Source organism: Rhizobium beringeri, assembly GCF_004306515.1.
Lineage (GTDB): Bacteria > Pseudomonadota > Alphaproteobacteria > Rhizobiales > Rhizobiaceae > Rhizobium > Rhizobium beringeri.
Genome location: NZ_SILG01000004.1, coordinates 367,302 through 382,235, shown reverse-complemented (window position 1 = coordinate 382,235; position 14,934 = coordinate 367,302). Strand labels below are relative to the sequence as shown.

Genomic DNA, 14,934 nt, shown 5'->3' with positions numbered 1-14,934 from the left:
TGGTATCAATGCCTGAGATCAGCGAGGAAACGCTGAGCCCGGGGATGGCGTGGATTGCTGAAGAATTCCTTGGGGGTCGCCATTTCGAGGATCTGGCCCGCATCGATGAACCAGACCCGATCCGCGACGTCGCGCGCGAAACCCATTTCGTGGGTGACGCAGAGCATCGTCATGCCTTCCGACGCCAGGCTCTTCATGACGGCCAGCACTTCGCCGACCATTTCAGGATCGAGCGCGCTGGTCGGCTCGTCGAACAGCATCACCGGCGGTTCCATGGCAAGGGCGCGGGCGATTGCCACCCGCTGCTGCTGGCCGCCTGAGAGTTGACCGGGATAGGCCCGGGCCTTGTCGGCAAGGCCGACCCGATCGAGAAGCTTGAGGGCCTTGTCCTCAGCAACATCCGGCGCCACGCCTTTCACCCGGATCGGCGACATGGACACGTTTTCGACCACCGAAAGGTGCGGAAACAGGTTGAAGTTCTGAAATACGAAGCCGATCCGGCTGCGCAGCGCATTGAGTTCCTTTGCCCGCATGGCGGCGTGAATGTTTTGCCCGTCGAGGGTAATCGATCCGCTGTTGATCTCCTCGAGGCGATTGATCGTGCGGATCAGCGTCGATTTTCCCGAACCGGACGGCCCGCAGATGACCACGACTTCGCCGCGTGTCACCTGTGCATCGATGTCCTTCAGGACCGGGTAGTCGCCGTAGCTCTTGCAGACCTGCGAAAGCCGGATCGTCTGCAATTCCTGTGCTGAAACTGACATGGTCATAGCTGCTCCGATATGATTTTCGATGGCGCGACCAAGGCGGCAGAGGGAAGGTTGGAAAGTCCCGCACGCCGCCGCGTGATGCTCCGCTCGAGGCGATTTGCGAAGTAGGTGAGCGTCCAGCAGATGGCGAAGTAGACGATCGCCAGAATGAGGAAGACCTGGAAGGGCTGCGTCAGGAGCTGGTTGTTGACCTGGCTTGCGGCAAAGGTCAGGTCCGGCACGTTGATCACGTAGCCGAGCGTCGTGTCCTTGATCGTCGAGACGAAGGTGGAGATGATGCTCGGGATCATGTTGTAGAGCGCCTGCGGCAGGATGATGAAGCGCATCGCACCGAGATAGCCGTGGCCAAGCGCACGCCCCGCGTCCATCTGGCCCGGTCCGAGCGCGACGATGCCGGCACGGACGACTTCGCTCAGGAACGCGCTCTGATAGACCACCAGTGTGGTCAGCATCGTGACGAAGCTCGGCACATCAGCGCCGGTCAGCAGCGGAACGAGGAAATAGCTCCACAGGATGAGCATCAAGAGCGGCACGCCCCTGGTGAAATAGACGAGCGCGGTGACCGGCCAGCGCAGCAGCGGCGATTTGGAGAGCCTCGCCAGCGCGAAGAGGATACTGACCGGAAAGGCGAGAGCGATGCTGAGCGCCGAAAGGATCAGCGTGTTGGCGAGCCCGCCAAGCGGCCCGTTCGGATATTGGCCGATCAGCAGCAGCAGCCAGTAGTCTTGGACGATGGCGATCATGTCGTGGATCATGCGCGTGCGCTCCTGGCAGGATCGGTGCGCATCGACAGATAGGCGCCGATGCTCATGATCACGAGCGAGAAGAAAAGGTAGAGAACCGTGCCGACCAGGTAGATCTCGAAGGTCCGGAAGCTGAGGTTCTCGATTTCCTTGACGGCATGCGTCAGCTCCGAGGCTCCGATGACGACGGCGAGACTGCTGTTCTTGAACAGGGAAACGCTGTGATTGATGAGCGGCGGCAGCGCGTTGCGCACGCCCTGCGGCATGATGACGAAACGCATCGCCGAGACATAGCCGTGGCCAAGCGCGCGGGCTGCCTGCATTTGGCCGGGGCTGACCGAGCGTACGCCGGAACGAAGATCTTCGCTGAAATAGGCCGCCTGGCAAAGCCCGAGCCCGATCACCGCGAAGATGGCTTCCGCATTATGGACTGCCAGCCATGTCGCTACCCCGCTCGGCATCAGCGTGAAAATCCCGAAGTACCACAGCATCAGCTGAACCAGGGTGGGGACGTTCCGGTGGTAGGAGACGTAAGCGGCAACTAACGGATCGCCGAAACGAAAGGGCGACAAGCGCAAAGCCAGCAGCAGAAGCGCCAGCGCCATCGCCATCGACCAGGAGCCGGCATAGATGATGAAGGTCATCTCGATGCCATGCAGCAGCATGGCGGTATATTCCGGATTTCCCAGGATTGCCGAAAGGTCGAAACCGCTCACGGGCTTGGCTCCTCGGATCGATCCGGCTTCGCCGCAGGCTGGGGCTTTGCCGTTTGCAGACCGCCCATGACCTGCAGCGTCGGCGTGATCTCCATGTGTCCGATGTTGACGGCGACGGGGGCTGCTATGGCGAAGGCAATCGCGTCGGCAATATCGGCTGCCTGCGGCAATTCGAAGCCGTCGATGAACCGTTCGCGGATGCTCGGGTCATCGCCATGGACGTGATTGAAAATGTCAGTGGCGACCCGGCCGGGGCAGATTTCCGTGACCCGTACCCGCTTGCCGAAAGCGTCGATGCGCAGCTGGTTGGACAGCATGCTCACCCCTGCCTTGGTGGCGTGATAGGACGAGTTTCCGCCGAAATTGTAGGCGCCGGCGATCGACGAGATGTTGATGACGTGCCCGCGGTCGCGCGCCACCATGCCGGGCACGACCAGCCGGCAGATGTGCAAGACCGCCCGGAGATTGACGTCGACGATGAGATCGATATCGCCCTCGTCGGCTTCCAGGAATTTCTTCGGCCGGTCGACACCAGCGTTGTTGACGAGAATATCGAACTCCACCCGACGCGTGAGCTCGGCCATTGCCTGGCGGTCGGTCACGTCGATGACGTGGGCGACGCAGCCCGTCCGTGCGGCCAGCTGCTGCAGCGCTTCGGCACTGCGGGCAACGGCATGGACCTCGATGTTCTCCCGGCGGAGCCGCTCAACCACGGCTGCGCCGATACCGGAGGATGCGCCGGTCACCAGTGCGGTCTTGTAGTCGGAGAATGGCATTGTCGTTCCCTTGTTGTTGATTGAGACAGTAGCGAAGCTTTAACCCCTTGCCTAAGACCGATTATCTCTGGAGCAATAAGCAACGGTTATGGAGCCGGGAGGGCTGCTGGAAGAAGAGAAAGAGGTGGTGTCAGCATCACCTCGCAGTATCCCCGACTCCGGTTGTCAGCGACCGCGTCGCGTTGCAAAAGCAATGCGTGTCTGCAAACATGTAAGCCGCGCAGATTAGAACGGTACCCCGATCCTCATGGACATCAGACGCCTCAAATCTTTCATCGTGATCGTTGACAGCGGCAGCATCACGCGAGCGGCGGACCTTCTGCATATCGCCCAGCCGGCTCTCAGCCAGCAGCTAGCGGCGCTAGAGGAGCATTTCGGGCACAAGCTGCTGATCCGCAGCCAGCAGGGCGTCAGCATGACCGATGCGGGGCACGCGGTGTATCGCCATGCGCAGATTATCCTTCGGCAGATGGAGCAGGCGCAAGCGGATGCATCGGCAGCCGGCAATTCGCTTGCCGGCCGTGTGTCCGTCGGTCTGGTGCCGTTCAGCAGTGCGGCCACGCTGTCAGTCGACCTCCTGGCGGAGACCCGCAAACGACATCCCGGCATTCTGCTGCACCTGACCGAAAGTGTCGGCCAGACCTATAGCCAGATGATCATGAATGGCCGGTTGGAGATGGCGCTTCTCCATGGAACCGGGCCGATCAAGGGTGTCCGGTTCGAGCCGATCCTCAGCGAAGAGTTTTTCCTTGTCGCGCATCGGGACTTTGCGATCGAAGCGGATGCGAAACCGGTTTCGGTCAATGCTCTCGACGGAATACCGCTGCTGTTGCCGCCGGCCTATAATTTCGTCCGCCGCGCGGTCGATACCGCCTTCACCCGCACGCGCACCAATTTGAAAGTCGTGGCGGAAGTCGAGATCGTCCGTACCCTCGCCCGTGCGGTGGGCAGCGGTCTCGGCGCGACGATCATGCCGAAAGCCATCGCCGACCGCATCGTATCGGAATCGAGCGAGCCGCTGATCTGCCGGCTCGTCTCGCCACGGATCGAAGAAACCCTGTCGCTTTGCGTTTCCGATCAGAATCCCTTGTCGGAACCGGCCCTCGCCGTCAGAGACATCCTTCTCGAGCTGACGGCGCGGCTGAAAAGCTAGAGCATGATGCCGAAAAGTGTGAGCGGTTTTCGGACGACATCATGCTCCCTTTCTTTGCTCTAGATCTGAATTCAGATCTAAAGTGCGTTGGCGATCAGCGCATATCCTTGCAGAATTGAGCTATGCGCGCGCATCCTTCGCCGAGTTTTTCCATGCTCGTCGCGTAGGAAATACGGAAGAATGGGCTCATTCCGTAAGCCGCCCCTTGCACGGTCGCGACATGATGCTCGTCGACGAGCGCCATGACGAAATCGACGTCGGTTTCGATCTTTCGCCCGCCCTTGCTGGTCTTGCCGATCAGCCATGAGATATTGGGGTAGATGTAGAAGGCGCCTTCGGGCCGATGGCAGCGCAGCCCTTCCACCTCAGACAATCTGTCGAGAACGAAGTCGCGTCTTTCCTTGTAGATCGCGGCCCGCTCCTTCAAGAGATCCTGAGGCCCATCCAGGGCAGCGGTCGCCGCAGCCTGCGTCAGCGTCGCGATGCCGCCGCCATTCTGGCCGTTGACGTTGCTGACGGCGGAGATCAGGTCTTTCGGACCCGCACAAAAGCCGAGGCGCCAGCCTGTCATTGCATAGGCCTTGGAAACGCCGTTCATCGTCAGGACGCGATCATAGAGCCTGGGCTCGACTTCGGCGATCGTGCAGAACTGGAAGTCGTCATAGACCAGGTGTTCATAGATATCGTCGGTCATGATCCAGACATTGGGATGACGCAGCATGACCTCGGCGATGGCAGCCATCTCCGCCCGGGAGCAGGCGGCTCCGGTCGGATTGTTCGGGAAATTCAGGAAGAGCCATTTGGTGCGCGGCGTGATCGCTGCCTCCAGATCCTCAGGACGCAGCTTGAAGCCGGCCTGCTCGTGGCAGGGGACAGCGACCGGGACGCCGCCGGCGAATTTGACGATGTCGGCATAGCTGACCCAGGAGGGTGTTGGAATGACGACCTCGTCGCCCGGATTGCAGGTTGCCAGCATGGCATTGAAGATCACCTGCTTGCCGCCGCCCGAGACGACGATCTGGCTGGCATCATAGTCGAGATTGTTGTCCCGTTTGAACTTCCTGATGATGGCGGACTTCAGCGCCGGTGTGCCGTCCATCGGAGGATATTTCGTATCGCCCGCAAGAGCGGCCGCATGGGCCGCCTCGATCGCGTGCGCCGGAGTGGGGAAATCCGGCTCGCCGGACGAGAGGCTGACAACTTTGATGTCTTTGGCGGCCAGTTCCCTGGCGCGTTGGGTCATGGCGGCGGATGCGGATATGGAGACGTTTTTCAGGCGGTCAGCGATGACGGACATCGACATGGTCCTTCGATGAGAGATGGGAACGGGAAACCGCCCGCGGGCGATCGGGATTGCGTCAGTCGGCGAGTTCGGCGGCAGGCGCGAGCGCAGCACCCGTGGCTTCGATCTCGCCGCGTACGATGCCGGCAAGCTCGAGGGCGCCGGGTGTGTCGCTGTGGACGAGAATGGAGCGGGCCGGCATCGCGATCACGGCTCCGTCGATTGTCTCGACGGTTCCTTCGAGCAGGAATTGTCGCACACGCGCACGCACCGCGGCTTCGTCCTTGATGACGGCGCCAGCGAGCCCGCGCGCGACGAGTTTTCCGCCGGCGTCATAGGCCCGGTCCGCAAGGAAAAGCGCCAGCGTCTTCAAACGCGCGCGTCTGGCCGCCTGCTGAATCTCACTGCCATGGGTCACGAAGACGACGAGACCAGCATCGACCGTGGCGATCGCATCCATCATCAGATCGGCCAGCACAGGATCGCGGTTGACCATATTGCCCATGGCCGCGTGGAAGCTGATATGGGAGACAGTGACACCCTCGGCTTTGGCGATCGCCATCAGTGCGCCGAGCTGATAGAGCATCTGCTGGCGAAGCTCATCTGCCGGAAACGGTATTTCGCGCCGGCCGAAACCCGGCCGATCAGGCAAACCGGGATGCGCGCCGATGCCGACGTCGTTCAGCTTCGCAAGCCGGACCATGCGTCCCATCGTATCCGGGTCGCCGCCATGGAAACCGCAGGCGATGTTGGCCGACGAGACGAGTTTCATCATCGCTTCGTCGTCGCACAGCCGGTAGGGACCGAATCCTTCGCCCATGTCGGAATTCAGATCGATCTTCATCAGTTCCTCCTTTTGACGGCCTTTTGGACGACATGCATTAGGCCATCGCCTTCAAGGCGCGCTTGACCATTCGGGATGTCTGCCTGACGTCCTCGACATAGCCGGCGACAGCCTGTTCCACCCTGCGCGCCTCCGCATGCGTCGAGCGAACGAACTTCAGGCGGGCGCCGATCCGGGCTTGGCCGAGCCGCCAGAGATCGCATTCGATCACGCCGGCGATCTTCGGATATCCGCCGGCGGTGTTGGCATCGCTCATCTGCACGATCGGTTCGCCACCGGGCGGAACCTGGATCACGCCGGGCACGACACCGTGGGAGCGCATCTCGATGGACGCCGTCGGCGTGATGGGCTCGCCGGACAGGCGGTAGCCCGTCCGGTCGCTTCGGGAGGAAATCCTCCAGGTCTGGCTCCAGAAGGCTTCGCCATCGCCGGCGAAAAGATCATGCTCGCCGGCCGGCAGGGCGCGGATCGATAATGCGCCGTCGATCTGTGCCGGGAAGACATCGCGTAGCGCCACGGCCGGTTCGACGACGGCGAGCCCAGAGGCCGGCAGCATGGCGATCTCTGCGTCCTCGCCGACCGCGATCCGATCGCTCTTCGCCAAAGGCCGGCCGGCATTGCCGCCGAAACCGCCGCGTAGCGACGTGCTTCGCGAACCCATGACAACGGGAATATCCAGCCCGCCTCCGAGCGCAATATAGGAGCGCGCGAGCCGCGGGGGCTGTTTCAGTTCGAGAACCTGTCCGGGCTCCGCGAGATAGGCGCACCAGGGAAGCAGTTCCGATCCGTTGAGATGAGGATTGCCGTCAGCGCCGGTAACGGCAAAGACCACGCGCTGCTCGAAACGCAGGCTGAACGGGAAGGTCTGCACCTCGATCACAGCCGCATTGTCGTCATTGCCAACGAGAATGTTGCCGATCCGGACCGCAAGCGGATCCATGGCGCCACTGGCCGATACGCCGATGTCGCGATAGCCGGGGCGGCCAAGATCCTGCACTGTGTTGAACGGGCCGCTTTCCAAGATCTCGATCATAGCTCAATCCCTGCCGGCAGGAACCGCACCGTATCTCCCGGCGCCATCATGGCGGGGGTCGGCGACGCGGGGTCGAACATCTCGAGTGTCGCATAGCCGATGGAATTCCAGCCATTCGGACCTGTAAGCATGGCGACGCCGGTCTGCATGCCGCCGATGGTCACGCAGCCCTTCGGCATTTTCAGCGAGGGCACGGTCTTTCGCGGCATGTAGATGCGCGGATCGAGACCATGCAGATAACCGAAACCGGGAGCGCTGCCCAAGGCGAAGACACGGTAGGTCGCTTCATGATGGATGCGGACGACCTCGCGGTCGCTCAAGCCAGAGAGATCACAAAGGGCCGGAAGATCCGTCGCATATTCGCCGCCATAATGGACGGGGATCTCGATGGTCTTGCCCTTGAGATCGATGCTGCGGGCATTCTCCCATGCCTCCAGCAGCCGGGAGACTACCGCATCAGGATCCTCGGGCGTCTCCTTGAAGATCACCAGCAGATTGGTCATGCCCGGAATGTTTTCCGCAAGGTCCGTCCAGCCTTTCACAGTCTGGGACAGAGCCCAGATCCGCCGCTGCGCGATGAGATCGAAATCGCCTGGCGCCTCGAGCAAGAAGGATCTGGCGCCGATCGAGGAAACCCGCGCCAGGCTTTTGGTGGCCGGAACGATCTCGCGTTGCGATGCATGTCTGTTCGTCGTGACGATCATGACTGGAGCTCGATTTCGAACAGAGGATCACCGAAGCCGACCAGCGCACCAGGCTCCGCGAGCAGCCTGGTCAGAACACCGGAACGGCCGGCGCGAAGGGGGAGCAGGATATGCCCTACCTCGACAAAGCCGACGATATCCACATCGGATACCGAGCGTGGCAGATTTTGCGGCGCGGCGGAGGTGGCCGGGTGCTCGACACAGAAGCGGCCGGCCATCGGCGCCTTCACGACGGCCGACGCGGAGCCAGGAGTGCGCGGCATCGCTCCGGTCGAGCTGATCCGAGCGCCGTCTTTTCCGGCGACGACGATGCGAAGCTGTCCGCCCGGCCGGGAGATTTCAAGACCGTCCACACCGGCGGCCGTCAACGCCTCGGTGAGCAATGCGATGGTCGCCGGATCGCTGAAATCGATCGCGCTCATGCCGCCCTCCGCAGCTTCAGCCATTGTTCGAGATAGTGAATGTCCGTCTCGCCGCGCGCGAATGCGTCGTCCTCGAACAGGGCGCGCAGGAAGGGGATGTTGGTGGAAATCCCCTCGATCTCAGTGCCGGCAAGCGCTTCGCGCATTCTTGCCATCGCTTCCGCCCGCGTCGGTGCATGGACGATCAGCTTGGCGATCAGCGAATCGTAATAGGGCGAGACCTTGTAGCCGGCATGAATATGCGTATCGACGCGGATGCCTGGTTCCGCAGGCAAAGCCAGATGGGTGACGACACCCGCCGACGGCAGGAAGGTTTCCGGATCCTCGGCGTTGATGCGGCATTCGAAGGAATGGCCTTCGCATGTCACATCACCTTGGGTGAGATCCAAAACGTGACCCTGAGCCGCCCTTATCTGCGCCTGGACGATATCGACACCGCTCGTCATCTCGGTGACGGGATGTTCGACCTGAAGTCGCGTGTTCATCTCGATAAAATAGAAAGCGCCATCCTCATAGAGGAACTCGAAGGTTCCGACGCCCCGGTAGCCGATCTGAAGGCAGGCCTCTACGCAAGCCAGGCCGACCGGCTGGATGATATCGGGCGCGATCCCAGGCGCCGGCGCTTCCTCCACCACTTTCTGATGGCGGCGCTGCATCGAGCAATCCCGGTGTCCGAGCCACACAGCATTGCCGTGATCGTCGCAAATAACCTGTATCTCGATGTGACGCGGATGCTCTAAGAATTTCTCCATGTAGAGCGAGGGTGAGCCGAAGGCTTTGCGGGCCTCTTCTCGCGTCAGAGCGATTGCTTCATGCAGCACGTCGGCCTTTGGCACGACGCGCATGCCACGTCCGCCGCCACCGCCGGCTGCCTTGATGATGACAGGATATCCGATTTCCAGCGCTATGCGCCCGATCGTGGCGGGATCATCGGGCAGCGCGGTGTCGGGACCGGGAACGCAGGGCACGCTGGCCGTCATCATCGCGCGCTTTGCCGAGATCTTGTCGCCCATGGTCGCAATCGATGACGCGGTCGGACCAATGAAGATCAGCCCGGCCTTTTCGACGGCGTCGGCGAAGGCGGCGTTTTCAGACAGAAAACCGTAACCTGGATGGATGGCGCCTGCACCGGCAAGACGAGCAGCCAGAAGGATGGCATCCTGATTGAGATAGCTCTTGGCAGCACTCGACGGGCCGATGCAGATAAAGCTGTCTGCAGTGCTGCCGTAAGGCGCTTCCCTGTCCGCCTCGGAGCAGATGGCGACCGCCTTCAGGCCGAGCTCGCGGCAGGCGTGCTGAATCCGGGCTGCGATCTCGCCGCGGTTGGCGATCAGAACGGTATCGAAGCGGCCGGCCGCAGATTGTTCAGGCGTTTCCGGCATCAGGCAATCTCCGCCAGCAGATCGCCGGTCTCGACCTCGCCGTCGTCGATTTCGGTGAGGTGCTTAATGCGCCCTGACCGCGGCGCGGCGATCGTGTTGAAGACTTTCATTGCCTCGATGATGAAAAGGGTCTGCCCCTCCTCCACCTCGTCACCGATTGCGACGAATGGCGGCTCCCCGGGCGCCGGCGTCCGGTGCAGAACGCCGAAGACCGGCGCCTTCACCGCGTAGGTTTTCTCAGGCATCGAAGGCAAATCGGAGCCAGCATCCTGGGCAAGGCTTGTCGTCGATCCTGCCTCTTGCTGGGGCTCGGCAGCAGCCTCCTGACCCGGCGACGTGCGGAAGATCCGAACCGTCACGTCCTTCTCCGTCACGGTCAGCTCGGTAATGTTAGATCGTCCGACAAAGTCGATCAGCGTCTTGATCTTCGAGAGGTCCATGTGCGTGCTCGGAATTTCAGAATTCCACCGCGCGGACCCGAAGTTTCACGTCGCCCGGTGTTGTGATTTTTCGTAGCACGACGCGTCGACTGATGGGGTCAGACGAAGTTTTGATGGAGCGCAATCGGCGCCCCATGAGCCATGTCGTTGGACGCCCTGAATGGCAGCCTGCGCCGGCGAGACGAAATAGAATCACACTTCATCGCACCCGCTTCTCTCGCAGGTCTGTCTGTCGGTCGCACCCATTGGACGGCGCGACCGATGGGCGGACTGAGTATGAGGACAGTGGTTGGCCAAGCCGCAGAGCGTCGGCTCGAATTGCCGTGATCTCTCAACAATCAGACGATCAAAAATCCTTGTATGGCGCTCTTCTGGCCATTCAGTTTTATTACAATCCACAAGGGTGAGTCGGGCGGCTTTTTGGTGGTATCGGTAGGCTTAGCGCCGAGCGCCGGCTTAGCGACGACTGGCCATACCTTGTCGGTGCTCGTAGCAGAATCATCTGGAAGTACTTCGACGTCAACTCTATCGCTGCCGTCCTCCTTCGTAGATACATATACCTCCATCCCCTCACCAAAGCCGTGGCCTATGAGTGTAAACGGCGTTCGTGTGCGTAACGGAGCTTGCACAGGCTTGGGGTCCAAACGCACAATTTCGAGTGTAGTTTTCGCGGGCATATTAGCCTCCCTGGTCCATCCTTATCCGTAAAATTAATCACCATCGCCCGATCTGCGAGGAATGAATCCGCCTGATCTCGACATCACGCCGCCGGAGCGGGACAAGGCACCGCCCGATCTGGACAATCCGCCGCTCGCCATTCCTCGAGGATCAGCCGAGGCCTCGGCCGAGAGCAGGATTTGCTCAAGGGTTCCCGTTTGGGCATCAAGCCTCATCGAGAGATCGCCCTTGTCATAGATCCAGACCTTCATATCCTTGGCGAGAGCTCCGATTTGGGAGCCGAGGCCTGTTCGTGCACTCGAACCTGGGGACCGAGACAATCTGTCGTATTCAATATCGCCATCGACGTTCCTCGGAGGTGGATCGTCGGGATTCGCGCCGCTGCCGTGGACAACGAAGATAGCCGGCCGGCTTAATTCAACGAAAGTTCCCTCGAAGGAGAAAGCGTAGATTCGCGCAAGAGTCGCGTCGTCCGCGCTGAGCTGACCCCTCAGAAAACTATTCGCTCCCGAAGGATTTCCGATCAGAGGCTGATAAACGTCGCCTCTCAGAAGAAGATCACTAAGTTCACGCCCGAACAAATATACCGCTGATACGCCGAGTAAGGTTTCATTGTCTGCCACGTCTGCCTCCATCTACCTGGTTATTGACCTATGCCAATTTCGACAGCAGAACTTTCTCGCGATAGCTCATCTTCGGAAGCTCCAGATGGTCTATCGGCAGCAAGATCCGCGCAGAGTGGACATGGCTGCGATGCTCGCCGCCTTTGAGGTGTGCGCCAGCATGCAATTCGCCGATCGCCCGTTGCCTGAAGTTCCTGCTGATGATCCTCGCAAATTGGCCGCCACTTTCGTCCTGATCAATCGCAAGCATCGTTCTCGCCACGTCGCCGTAGTCCAGGAAGTCGGGAGCAAGAGCCCACAAGGTTTCCGCCAGATACGTCCCGACGACGTCTCGTGCGTCGAGCAATGCTTCGACAAAACCATCCGAGTTGCGCGCGAAAGCGCGGTCGAAAGCATGCTGCACGGTTGCCTCAGCAGAAGGATCGAACTCGGCAATATCTGCGAGATTTTCAACGGCAGGCGAGATCAAGCCGCGGACCACCAGGCTCTCATGAAAGATGTCGACGAGGATGTCGAATATTGCACCGGTGAGCGGTTGCGAGAGCTCGTGTTCGTCCTTCCACCCACGAGCGAAGTCGGCCATCGTCCTTTTGTTGTTTGCCGAACGAATCTGGCGATGCGGCGAAAATTCCGAAAAGCGCGCCAGGCGATTTGCCCGGTAGAGGTTGCCGCGCGTCTCCTCGAGAACATTGTCGATCACGGACGGAAAATGCATGGCCGCGATCAGCGAGACGCAATCTGAGAAGGCCTCCTGGAAACCGAGATATTCCGGATACTCGGTTCCCGGGCGCGGCACGCCCAGTACGCTGAAGATGATCGCGTGCCCCACCTCATGAGCGATGACGTCGAAATCGAGGCTGAAGGGAAGGACGCGCCCGTCGTTTTCGAACTGGCTCCCAACTTCGAGGAAACCATAGCCGTATTGAGCGTTGTCCCATCGCGGCAGGATCGAGATTTCCAGACGGTCATAATGATCGCGAAAATGCCAGGTGAGCGGCTGGCCGAGATAGCGCTCCCACACATCCAGTGTGAATCGCACGCAACCAAAAACATGCGCGGCTTCGAAGCCAGCCATCGAAGATCGGAGATAGTCGAAATTGCCGCAGTCGTCGGGGGTGGCCGGCTCGAGGATTTTGCCGGTCCAGGGCGGCAGATACATGTACGGCGTTCCGAGCGGTCCGCGGTTGACACCGTAAGGACCGGTCTTGCCAACCGGCTCCACAACGAACATGCGATCGTCGGCCGGACCAGCTGTCAGGCTACCCAGCGGAGACGACACTTCGACAATCTCGGGACTGGACCGAGCATCTTCAAATGGAGGCTGTACAAAAAGTCTGAACCGGGTGCCCATCCGCTCCCCCTCAAAAGACTTTTATGATTGCCAGTTTAAGTTGACCTTCGGCGCTCGCGAGAATTTTAGCAAGTAATGAAATAGTATTAGGGCCGGCTTACCGAATGTACCGGGCGTTATTCAGACGGCTCAACCAACCTCGAATAGCGCGGGTGACTGCGAATGGAATCGAGGTCGGAATCGTTCTTGAACCACAGCCGCATCTCGATGCCAACCTGAGGTAGCCAGACCTCAAGCAAATCTATCGCTCTGTCGATTTCGCCAAGCAGTGCATAGGTGCAGGCGGCATTGTACTGGATGTTTATGTCGTTGGGATCCGTCGCCAGCGCGCGCGCCAACCATTCCAGTGCCATGTCGCGGACACCGAGAAAGGCCAGTGCCGTCGCTCCCAGGCAGGCAACATTGGCATTCTCCGGGTGAAGCCGCAGTTCCTCCTCGGCCTTTTTCAACGCGATCCGCGCATAGCTACTGGCCTTGTCTATTTGCCCGAGCGAACGAAAGACGTTCACGAGCATGATCGGCGCACCATAATCGGCAGGCTTGATTTCCATTGCGCGCTGAAAGTGCGTGGCCGCTAGTTCGAACTGACCGTCGGTGACGCAAAATTCGGCATAGTACCGGTTCGCCTCGTGGCAATTGGCGTCGAGCGACAAAGCCTGTTCGAATGCTGAAACCGCCTCAGCGCGATTGCCGGCCACCGCCAACGCAAACCCCTTGGCCGCATGTGCCTCCGCTAGATTGGGATCGATAACGAGCGCCGTCGCCGTGTTCGCGAGAATGGCCTCCACGGGAATTTCCGCACCGAACTGAGACCGCAGACGCGCATCGCAAACCGCGATTCCGGCATAAGCGCGGGCATAGCCCGGATCCAATTCGATGGCTCTGGCGAAACTCTGCCTGGCCATCAGGTGGTTCGAGCGCGAGGCAATATGGTAGTATTCTCGCCCCCTGAGGAAATGCGTATAGGCTTCAACGCTTCCTGTCGGCGCCTGCTCGATAGCCTTCTTCTCCTCTGGAAGCAGCTTGACCTTAAGCTGCTCGACGATCGCCTTCACGATCTCGTCCTGCACTTCGAAGATGTCGGTGAGGTCGCGGTCGTAACGCGCGGCCCATACATGGCCGTCGCTGGCTGCTTCGATCAATTCCGCATTGATTCGTACGTGGTTGCCTGCCTTGCGGACGCTGCCCTCCACGATATAGGCAACGCCGAGTTCTCCGGCGATGCGCTGCAGGTTTTCGCTCCGGCCTTTCCACGTGAAGACGGTGTTGCGGCTCAGTACGAATAGGCCTGAAACATTCGATAGGTCCGTGATGAGATCTTCAGTGATGCCGTCGCTGAAAAAATCCTGCTCGGAATCGTTGCTGATGTTAGCGAATGGCAGGATTGCAACGGATGGCTTGTTGACGGGTGCCCGTGTGTGGGTACCTGCGGCAAGCGGAACCTCCTCGCTGGAGGCGACATTGCCCCAATCGGCAAAATAGACATGGACCGGACGGGAAATGTTCTTGACGTTCATGGCGCCCTGATCTGCGAAATCGAGACCGAGCTTGTTTGCGACTTCGTGGCGCACTGCCGCCGAACAGGCAATGCCGCCCGGAGCTGCAAGGGCTTGCAGCCGGACCGCCACATTAATGCCGTCCCCATGAAAGTCATCCGCATCGAAGACGATATCGCCCAGATTCAAGCCTATCCGGAACGCGAAGTGCCTGTCCGCTGGAATCCCCATGTTGCGCTCCAGCATGCCGCGCTGGATTTCGACTGCGCATCGTGCAGCACTGAGCACGCTCCCGAACTCGACCAGGAAACCGTCGCCCATCAACTTGATTATATGCCCGCCATGGTTCGCGACAGCTGGATCGAAGAGCTCGCGGCGATGCTGACGAAGGGCGTTAAGCGTCTCCTCTTCGTTTGCCTCCAGGAGACGGCTGTAGCCCACCACATCGGCGGCCAGGATAGCCGCCAATCGGCGCTCGACAAGCTCTGCACACATGCCCGTCTCCCCAACGTGCTGGTGGC

At 60.4% G+C, this 14,934-nt stretch carries 15 protein-coding genes; 1 reads left to right on the top strand and 14 read right to left on the bottom strand.

From position 1 onward, the window contains the following. Positions 1-5: 5 nt before the first annotated feature. From ELH03_RS31390 to ELH03_RS31375, 4 genes are read right to left on the bottom strand one after another with little or no spacing between them, the layout of a single operon-like run. Positions 6-770, bottom strand: coding sequence for an amino acid ABC transporter ATP-binding protein (locus ELH03_RS31390; protein WP_128402931.1), 765 nt, complete (start codon positions 768-770; stop codon positions 6-8). Further along, positions 767-1,525 (bottom strand): amino acid ABC transporter permease, encoded by a 759-nt coding sequence (locus ELH03_RS31385; RefSeq protein ID WP_077980868.1) that lies wholly within the window; start codon positions 1,523-1,525, stop codon positions 767-769. The genes ELH03_RS31390 and ELH03_RS31385 overlap by 4 nt, the downstream gene beginning before the upstream one ends. Next, positions 1,522-2,229 (bottom strand): amino acid ABC transporter permease, encoded by a 708-nt coding sequence (locus tag ELH03_RS31380; protein ID WP_128402930.1) that lies wholly within the window; start codon positions 2,227-2,229, stop codon positions 1,522-1,524. Before ELH03_RS31380 ends, ELH03_RS31385 begins: the two co-directional genes overlap by 4 nt. Continuing rightward, positions 2,226-3,005, bottom strand: a complete 780-nt coding sequence (locus tag ELH03_RS31375; RefSeq protein WP_130767322.1) for an SDR family oxidoreductase — start codon at positions 3,003-3,005, stop codon at positions 2,226-2,228. The genes ELH03_RS31380 and ELH03_RS31375 overlap by 4 nt, the downstream gene beginning before the upstream one ends. Before the next feature lie 247 nt (positions 3,006-3,252). Between ELH03_RS31375 and nac the strand changes: the two genes are divergently transcribed. After that, positions 3,253-4,158 carry a nitrogen assimilation transcriptional regulator NAC gene (nac, locus tag ELH03_RS31370; RefSeq protein ID WP_130767321.1) on the top strand — a complete coding sequence of 302 codons (906 nt, stop codon included), beginning with the start codon at positions 3,253-3,255 and terminating at the stop codon, positions 4,156-4,158. Positions 4,159-4,252: 94 nt separating this feature from the next. On the opposite strand, the gene ELH03_RS31365 is transcribed toward nac, so the two are convergent. From ELH03_RS31365 to ELH03_RS31315, 10 genes are all read right to left on the bottom strand, one after another. Then, positions 4,253-5,455: a pyridoxal phosphate-dependent aminotransferase gene (locus ELH03_RS31365; RefSeq protein WP_130767320.1), complete on the bottom strand. Its 1,203-nt coding sequence runs from the start codon at positions 5,453-5,455 to the stop codon at positions 4,253-4,255. 61 nt (positions 5,456-5,516) lie between these two features. Further along, a complete protein-coding gene (locus tag ELH03_RS31360; protein WP_130767319.1) occupies positions 5,517-6,284 on the bottom strand; it encodes a 5-oxoprolinase subunit PxpA in 768 nt (255 codons plus the stop codon). Between the two features lie 37 nt (positions 6,285-6,321). Beyond that, positions 6,322-7,317, bottom strand: a complete 996-nt coding sequence (locus ELH03_RS31355; protein ID WP_130767318.1) for a 5-oxoprolinase subunit C family protein — start codon at positions 7,315-7,317, stop codon at positions 6,322-6,324. Then, positions 7,314-8,021, bottom strand: coding sequence for a 5-oxoprolinase subunit PxpB (pxpB, locus tag ELH03_RS31350; protein WP_130767317.1), 708 nt, complete (start codon positions 8,019-8,021; stop codon positions 7,314-7,316). Before pxpB ends, ELH03_RS31355 begins: the two co-directional genes overlap by 4 nt. After that, entirely contained in the window at positions 8,018-8,443 is a 426-nt protein-coding gene (locus ELH03_RS31345; protein ID WP_128402923.1) for an acetyl-CoA carboxylase biotin carboxyl carrier protein, read from the bottom strand. Before ELH03_RS31345 ends, pxpB begins: the two co-directional genes overlap by 4 nt. Next, positions 8,440-9,825 carry an acetyl-CoA carboxylase biotin carboxylase subunit gene (locus ELH03_RS31340; RefSeq protein ID WP_130767316.1) on the bottom strand — a complete coding sequence of 462 codons (1,386 nt, stop codon included), beginning with the start codon at positions 9,823-9,825 and terminating at the stop codon, positions 8,440-8,442. Before ELH03_RS31340 ends, ELH03_RS31345 begins: the two co-directional genes overlap by 4 nt. Further along, complete coding sequence (locus tag ELH03_RS31335) at positions 9,825-10,265, bottom strand: acetyl-CoA carboxylase biotin carboxyl carrier protein (RefSeq protein ID WP_128402921.1); 441 nt, start codon at positions 10,263-10,265, stop codon at positions 9,825-9,827. Before ELH03_RS31335 ends, ELH03_RS31340 begins: the two co-directional genes overlap by 1 nt. Positions 10,266-10,975: 710 nt before the next feature. Beyond that, positions 10,976-11,578, bottom strand: a complete 603-nt coding sequence (locus ELH03_RS31325) for a hypothetical protein (protein ID WP_113542810.1) — start codon at positions 11,576-11,578, stop codon at positions 10,976-10,978. A 16-nt stretch (positions 11,579-11,594) separates the two neighbouring features. Then, positions 11,595-12,917: a gluzincin family metallopeptidase gene (locus tag ELH03_RS31320; protein WP_128402919.1), complete on the bottom strand. Its 1,323-nt coding sequence runs from the start codon at positions 12,915-12,917 to the stop codon at positions 11,595-11,597. A 116-nt stretch (positions 12,918-13,033) separates the two neighbouring features. After that, on the bottom strand, positions 13,034-14,908 hold the full coding sequence (locus tag ELH03_RS31315; RefSeq protein ID WP_130659992.1) for an adenylate/guanylate cyclase domain-containing protein: 1,875 nt from the start codon (positions 14,906-14,908) through the stop codon (positions 13,034-13,036). Positions 14,909-14,934: the final 26 nt, after the last annotated feature.